Source organism: Thiorhodococcus minor (genome assembly GCF_010820565.1).
Classification (GTDB): domain Bacteria; phylum Pseudomonadota; class Gammaproteobacteria; order Chromatiales; family Chromatiaceae; genus Thiorhodococcus; species Thiorhodococcus minor.
The window spans coordinates 1-600 of sequence record NZ_JAAIJQ010000327.1 but is presented as its reverse complement, the minus strand read 5'-3'; the positions used below and the strand labels follow the sequence as shown (position 1 = coordinate 600).

Genomic DNA, 600 nt, shown 5'->3' with positions numbered 1-600 from the left:
GTCCTCGACCAGCCCGGCGATGGGGCCGATGGCTGCGCCCGCGGCGCTCAGGCCGTCGGGCGTGAAGCCGGTGGTGCCGGTCCCCGCAAGCGTCTGGAGGCGCCCGTGGGGATCGATGCGGCGCAGCCGGGCGTTGGTGGTGGTGTCGTCGAGATAGAGCTGACCGTCGCTGGTGGCGAGCAGCGCGTCGATGGCGCCGAGGGGGGCTTCGGTCGCCGTGTCACCGTCGGCGGCGTCGCCCAGGGTTCCGGTGCCGGCGAGGGTCTCGATCCAGTTGTCGATGCCGAGGCGGCGCACCAGGCCGTGGCCGGTGCCGATGAAGAGGTTGCCGCGCGGGTCTACCGTGAGGCTCAGCGGCTGGCCCAAGGCGGGACGGAAGAGGCCGCCGGCGGGGCCGGCAGCGGTCTCGACCCGGTCGCTGCCGTCGCCGGCGACCACATAGACGTCATCGCTGCCGGCGCGCAGCCAGTAGACGACGTGACAGGCGGCGTCGGCGAGGTAGAGGTCGCCGTCGCGGTTGATGGCGATGGCGCTCGGATCGGTCAAGCGCAGGGCCGCCGCGCTAGCGGTGAGGTCCGAGTCCGGGTCCCAGAACGGCAG

The 600-nt window shown here is 73.5% G+C and carries 1 protein-coding gene; it reads right to left on the bottom strand.

The window, feature by feature from the left end; genetic code table 11:
- Positions 1–600: NHL repeat-containing protein (locus G3446_RS27200; protein ID WP_209262680.1), on the bottom strand; the 600-nt coding region annotated here is incomplete at both ends.